At 56.9% G+C, this 6,093-nt stretch carries 5 protein-coding genes and 3 pseudogenes; 6 read left to right on the top strand and 2 right to left on the bottom strand.

Annotation, left to right across the window (positions count from 1 at the left end; genetic code table 11):
• Positions 1-181: 181 nt before the first annotated feature.
• A pseudogene (locus PMN64_RS41420) lies at positions 182-600 on the bottom strand (IS21 family transposase); the annotation flags it as partial.
• A gap of 82 nt (positions 601-682) precedes the next feature.
• Positions 683-933, bottom strand: a pseudogene (locus PMN64_RS41415) (transposase); the annotation flags it as partial.
• Positions 934-1,245: 312 nt separating this feature from the next.
• Between PMN64_RS41415 and PMN64_RS41410 the strand changes: the two are divergent.
• The 6 genes and pseudogenes from PMN64_RS41410 to PMN64_RS41385 all read left to right on the top strand — a co-directional run.
• Positions 1,246-2,379 carry a KamA family radical SAM protein gene (locus PMN64_RS41410; RefSeq protein WP_411784931.1) on the top strand — a complete coding sequence of 378 codons (1,134 nt, stop codon included), beginning with the start codon at positions 1,246-1,248 and terminating at the stop codon, positions 2,377-2,379.
• Between the two features lie 705 nt (positions 2,380-3,084).
• A complete protein-coding gene (tnpA, locus tag PMN64_RS41405; RefSeq protein ID WP_411784930.1) occupies positions 3,085-3,492 on the top strand; it encodes an IS66-like element accessory protein TnpA in 408 nt (135 codons plus the stop codon).
• On the top strand, positions 3,489-3,707 hold the full coding sequence (tnpB, locus tag PMN64_RS41400; RefSeq protein ID WP_411784929.1) for an IS66 family insertion sequence element accessory protein TnpB: 219 nt from the start codon (positions 3,489-3,491) through the stop codon (positions 3,705-3,707). The genes tnpA and tnpB (PMN64_RS41400) overlap by 4 nt, the downstream gene beginning before the upstream one ends.
• Positions 3,708-4,268: 561 nt before the next feature.
• Positions 4,269-5,495: a group II intron reverse transcriptase/maturase gene (gene ltrA, locus PMN64_RS41395; RefSeq protein WP_411784928.1), complete on the top strand. Its 1,227-nt coding sequence runs from the start codon at positions 4,269-4,271 to the stop codon at positions 5,493-5,495.
• 33 nt (positions 5,496-5,528) lie between these two features.
• Complete coding sequence (gene tnpB / locus PMN64_RS41390; RefSeq protein WP_411784927.1) at positions 5,529-5,723, top strand: IS66 family insertion sequence element accessory protein TnpB; 195 nt, start codon at positions 5,529-5,531, stop codon at positions 5,721-5,723.
• A 46-nt stretch (positions 5,724-5,769) separates the two neighbouring features.
• Positions 5,770-6,015: pseudogene (locus PMN64_RS41385) on the top strand (IS66 family transposase); the annotation flags it as partial.
• Between the last annotated feature and the right edge of the window lie 78 nt (positions 6,016-6,093).

Here is a 6,093-nt window from a genome sequence, read left to right as displayed (position 1 = left end):
AAACCGTCCTCTTCAAGACGGAACGAACATCGCCGATCTGCTCGACAGCAACAAGGTGCGGGAGACACGCCGCTTACCGACTACGATGGGAAGACGCAACTCATTGTTCAGGGGCAGCGAAGCCGGAGCCGAGAGCTGGGCGATCCTAGCTTCGCGTGTGAACACAGCAAAGCTCCATGAGCTCGATCCGCTTGGCTAGGTTGGCGTTGCGCCGGCCGACAGTTTCGCCGACAAAGGCGCGGTAGGCATCGAGACTGGCGAACTCGCGTGTCCCCGGCAGCAACAGCGTATCCTCCAGCGCTCGTTTGAGATGAATGTGCGCACTTTCGATCGAGCCGTTTTCGTGTGCGATGCCCGCATTGTTGCGCGTTGGCGCCATACCGTAGTGGTCCATTAGCGCCGTGCAGCGCTGTGTCAGATCCTCCAGCGTGTCGGACGCGAGATTGCGGAACGCCGCCGACAGGCTGTCGCAGCTGCGATGCTCCCCCGGCACGCCGCCGAGCGCCCACAGGGCGTTCTGCAAGCCCTCGGCTAGGCAACGAAGCTTTCTCCGCCGAGCACGACATGGGCATGCTCGAAGCTCGAGAACGCGAGCCGAAAGCCGACCCTGGCTGGCGTTAGGGCGTCGCTGCCACATAAAGATCATCGCCGGGTGCCGATACGTCCAGGCGCTCTCGACCTACATGTGGCGAACACGGCCATTGCCAACCTTACTGATGCCGCCACGCCTGACCGTCTCCACGGTCGATCGCTCGCCCGGCACATGCCGAGATAGCCCACGAGCTGAGGTGAGGCCTCAAAACGGCTCACGTCACCAGCCCCGGTGGCAAATATCACCGCGACAATTAGATCGATACCTCGCAGTGTTTGAAGCGCCCGCACGAGCGGCTCCAAGGACCAGGCCGAGATGAACTCTTCGATCAGCCCGCCTATGTGATCAAAGGGGCAAAATTCTAGTTCCGGTTGGTCCAAATTTCGGTCTCGCTGCAAAAGCTCCGCGACCCTTACCGCCGCCAGACCAAACTCCCATCGCAGGTCAGCTAGAACGAGATCTCAGGCCACTAATGCGCGGCGCTCGTCGGACTGAACCAGCGATTTCATCCGCCGCAGGTCCAATCGGCCCCGCTTTCGAGAACGCTCTCCCGTCATTCAATGCTGGTGCCAGCCCCGCTTCCTCGAATATCGAAACCAACATTCCTCGCCAGAGTAGGTAGGTTTCGATCCATTGTTGATGGTCTATCATCAGTGAGTAGCAAGCTCATTACAATAGGACAAGGTGCAGCAATGACAAGCGTAGCTAATCCGCTGCATTCTAAAGGTAAAGTTATGAAGTTCATAGAAGGGACGCGCGTCATTACCGAGGGTGAACTCCAAGCCAACAATATTACGCGTTATCATGTCACAAGATCCTATCGCGAACAGATTGCCAAGGGTGGTTATTACGACCAGCTCAAATACATTGTGGAGCCCTCAGTCGAGGAGTTCCTGAGTCCTGGCAGCTTGGATACGAGCGGTGAACACGACAATACCGTCTTGCCTGGACTCCAGCATAAGTACGCCCAGACGGGATTATTGCTGGTAACGGACCGTTGCGCCTCATATTGCCGTTATTGTTTTCGCAAACGCCTTGTCGGCAAGGATTCCGGTGAAATCGCCCCTGATTTCGCTCACATTGCGCAATATATTAGCGACCATCCTGAAATGACGAACGTGCTGCTATCGGGAGGCGATCCATTCGTGCTGAGTACCGCGAAACTCAATAAAATTCTTGATTATCTGCTGCCGATCCCACATTTAGATTCAATTCGATTAGGCACAAAAATGGTCGCGTTTGAGCCCACGCGATTTGAGGATTCCGCTTTACCGGCTTTTTTTCAACGAATCCAGGAAGCGGGTAAGACCGCAATAATCGTCACACATTTTGATCACATAGGTGAGATTTCGGTGAATGCGGAGTGCAAAATTCGCTCTTTGCGCTCACAGGGCGTGCAATTCCTCAATCAATCCGTGCTTCTCGCGAAAGTCAATGATGACCCTGAGATCTTGGCGGCGACGTTCGCCAAATGTCACCAAATCGGAGTGCGCCCTTACTATCTTTTTCAGGCTAGGCCGGTGAAGAGCGCATCGCACTTTCAGGTTTCACTGCGCCGCGGGCTAGAGATTACGCGCGGCATTAACCGACGTCTCAGCGGCATCCACAAAACATTCAAATACATCATGTCTCATTACACAGGAAAGATCGAGATCCTCGACTTAGGAAGCGACGGCCGAGTATATATGCGATACCATCAAAGCAAGACTCCCGAAAAGATCGGCAGGATGTTTTCCAGGCGGCACGTGGAGGCCGCCTGCTGGTTGGACGATTTGCCCGAAGAATGAGGTCGCAGGGCGCGCAATGCTGATTCCCGACTTGGAATGCGGTGGAGAACAAAACCATCGCAGGTGAAGGACTGCAATGGGCGTAGGGGTCAATGACCGCAGCTGGCTCTGCCAACTGAGCTCTACCGGCGGGTGGCGTAAGCGTTGCGAAATGTTCGCCTGGAAGAGATCTGCAGCCACAATCAAGCCGATGAGCGCTGTACGCTGGTGCCGACACCTGACTTTAGCCGAGAGCGCAAGGTGGTGCGCTGTAAGCCCAATGGGATGCCGGGATGATCGAGATCGAAGTGCACGGCATGACGATCCGATTGCCTCGATCGTGCGGGAACTGAAGGCGAACTGTGATAGGCTCTTCAGGTGCTGTCTGGGTGATGGTGGCGACAAAACCGGTAGACGTTGGACTGCCACTGCGGTGTCATCCAGCGGCGATTAGAGTCTCGTAGTTTTATACGCCAAGTGGCGGGTGGCGCAACGGACGATCGGCGGGTGGTCGGGGTTGCCATCAACATTAAGCAATTTCTTCTTTCGTGCTGTACCTCTCTCCGTTAGCCCGTTCGCAGTCCTGTCTCGCGACAAGAGCGGTTCGATGTCTGAGCATAATGGGACTGATTGTTACATAGAGTGAGGTCTCGGCGACCCTATGAGGTAAGCCTCCGAGGAAGGACGCCTTGCGGCGGGCTGGCCTGATGGTTGAGAACTGTACGTATGGACAGCCATACGATCAGTACGCTGAATCGACTTGAAGTGGTCGATACAGGCCGGCGGCGGCGTTGGTCTGAGGAGGAGAAGGCGCGGATTGTTCTGGAGAGCCTATCCGAGCCTCGCCTGGTAGCGGCGACAGCGCGGCGATACGGTTTGTCGCGTGCTCTATTGGTGACTTGGCGAAGGGCCTTCGCGGCGAACCGGACCAAATCCGAGGCTGGCTTTGTCAGGGCAGTTGTGGCTGAGGGTGGACCCGTGGCGTCGGTGGTGGCCTCATCGGAGAGCGCGACAGCGCATTCGACAGAGCGTCGGATTGAGATCGAGCTGGCAGGCGGGCGGCGCGTCATTGTCGATACGGGTGTCGACGTTGAGGCGCTTCGCCGGATCATCGAGGCTCTGGATCCGCGATGATTCCGGTTCCTACGGGCGTTCGGGTGTGGCTGGCGACGGGCCACACCGACATGCGCAAAGGCTTCGCCTCATTGTCGTTGCAGGTACAGGAGGTGCTGCACCGCGATCCGCTGAGCGGTCATTTGTTCTGCTTCCGCGGACGGTGGGGCGATCTCTTGAAGGTGATCTGGCACGGTGTGCTGCAGAGCATGAAGGAGGTGAATAACCGAATCTAATGCGTACAGCTTTATGAGAGATGGAGGACGGCCCTCCTGCATCGGCGTTCCAGGCGCAGGTGCAAAACCACGACACTGTGGCTTCGCTTGAAAGGCGCGGTCATCAGCAAGTGTTGCAAAAGTCCCGGGTCTACGGGGCAGGTAAGTATCCAGAAGGCGAGCGAAAGCAAATCTTCCGATGACGCGTCGAAAATTATTTAGACGTCGCCAAAATCAGGGGCGCGTGCCATCCCTGAGATCAATCCGTGAGACGCCTGGATTACTGCGCGGATGGCGACCGGCGTTTAGGGGACGCGATCTGGATACAGGCTCTTGTAGAGAACTGCAGGAACCAGTCGTTGTGATGCCAAGGGAGAAGTTCAAGCGGCGCACACCGCGAGACGAGAGTACCGAAGCACAACACTGGGGCGGATCGGCTCGTAGTAGTGATGAAGGTGCCGTAATGGAACTGGAGCGAAGGGGCCGAAACAAGTGGGTTGCGCCCATATGCAACTGTGATGAGCAGGAGGACATGTGAGTGTAACCGGACGCAAGCAGTACGATAACGACAAGCAGACAGTGATGAAGGCCTACAAACTGGTCAAAGCCAATGCGGGCGCGGCCGGCGTGGATAAGGTGTCGCTCGAAGCTTTTGAGAAGGACTTGAAGGGCAACCTTTACAAGGTCTGGAATCGAATGTCTTCTGGCAGCTACTTTCCACCTGCCGTTCGGGCTGTCCCCATTCCCAAGAAGAACGGCGGACAACGCATTCTAGGCGTGCCGACAGTAGCAGATCGCGTGGCGCAGACGGTCGTCAAGCTGCAGATTGAACGAGCACTTGAGGAAATCTTCCTTCCCGATTCCTACGGCTACCGGCCCGGAAAATCCGCGCTGGACGCCGTCGGCGTCACCCGGCAACGGTGCTGGAAGATGGACTGGGTGCTGGAGTTCGACATCAAAGGCCTATTCGACAATATCAGCCACAAGTTGCTTATGAAGGCCGTCAGGAAGCATGTGCAAGACGAATGGGCTCTGCTCTACATCGAACGCTGGCTAACAGCGCCGATGCAAGGCAGCGACGGGGCGATCACCGCTCGCGACCGGGGCACGCCCCAAGGCGGCGTGATCAGTCCCGTCCTTGCCAATTTGTTCTTGCATTATGCGTTCGATACATGGATGGCGCGGAACTTCCCGCAGTCACCGTGGTGTCGATACGCGGACGACAGGCTCGTTCATTGCCGAACCAAGGCTGAAGCGGAATCCATCAAGGCGGCGCTGCAAGCAAGGTTTGAGGAATGCGAACTCGAAATGCATCCTGACAAGACCAAGATCGTCTACTGCAAAGACAGCAATCGCCCGGGTAGCCATGCCAGTCAATCATTTGACTTTCTGGGATTTACCTTTCGACCGCGCAGGGCAAGAAACCATCAGAAGAAAGAAAACTTTTGTACGTTCTCGCCAGCGGTCAGCAGGGCGGCGATGAAGTCTATGCGTATGACGATACGGCAGCTCCGGCTCAGGCTTCGCTCGCAGACGGAAGTCGACGCAATCGCCCTGGAACTGAACCCCGTCCTTCGTGGATGGATGCAGTACTATGGCAGATATGGGCGGTCAGAAATGCACAACCTGTATCGATACGTCGACGAATCTCTAAACCGCTGGGCGCGACGCAAATACAAAGGGCTGAAGAATGGAAAAGTCAGAGCCTCCATCTGGCTCAGATTGATCCGCTGCCGTAGGCCGAAGCTGTTCGCTCATTGGACGATGTTGAGTTCTGCTTCGTTACTTGTTGAGAGCCGTATGACGTGAGAGCGTCACGTACGGTTCGGAGAGCGGCTCCGGGTGCAACTCCCGGGGCCGACTCACCATGGCCAGGAGGCCTGCCTGTTTACGAAGAAGCTCGAGAGAGGTCGTTTTGTCTGGCCGTCGCTGGCCGATGGCGTGGTGTCGATATCGCAGGCGCAGATGAGCTACCTGTTGTCCGGCATCGACTGGCGCAATCCCCAGGAGTCCTGGCGTCCCACGAGCGTGGGTTGAGACTTTGTCATTTTGAGTTTGGCAGCGAATGTGATTCCATCTGACTATGGACTCCAGCGCCGACCTGCCGCCCGATCTGCCGCCGCGCATGCAATGATCCTGGCCGAGCGCGCGGCCAGGTTTGCAGCGGAAGCCAGGCTTGCCGAAGCGGCCAATGCCCAGGCGAAGCAATCGAGCACCGAAGCGCTGATTGCCCATCTCAAGCTTGAGATCGAGAAGCTGCGGCGGACGCTTTATGGCGCGCGTTCGGAGCGGTCGGCGCGAGTTGGAGCTGGAACTTGAGGAGCTCGAGGGTAAGCGTGGCGCCGAGGCCCTTTGGATTTTTTGTGCGGAGTCTTGAGAGCACCGTTAGAAGAGTCATCTTCTGCAA

This window comes from Bradyrhizobium sp. UFLA01-814 (genome assembly GCF_046718885.1).
GTDB lineage: Bacteria > Pseudomonadota > Alphaproteobacteria > Rhizobiales > Xanthobacteraceae > Bradyrhizobium > Bradyrhizobium elkanii.
This window is presented reverse-complemented; position numbering and strand designations above follow the sequence as displayed.

Bases quoted from the DNA above. Each gene is read 5' to 3' on its own strand.
- tnpB (WP_411784929.1), top strand. From the start codon at position 3,489: ATGATTCCGGTTCCTACGGGCGTTCGGGTGTGGCTGGCGACGGGCCAC.
- tnpA (WP_411784930.1), top strand. From the start codon at position 3,085: ATGGACAGCCATACGATCAGTACGCTGAATCGACTTGAAGTGGTCGAT.
- ltrA (WP_411784928.1), top strand. From the start codon at position 4,269: ATGAAGGCCTACAAACTGGTCAAAGCCAATGCGGGCGCGGCCGGCGTG.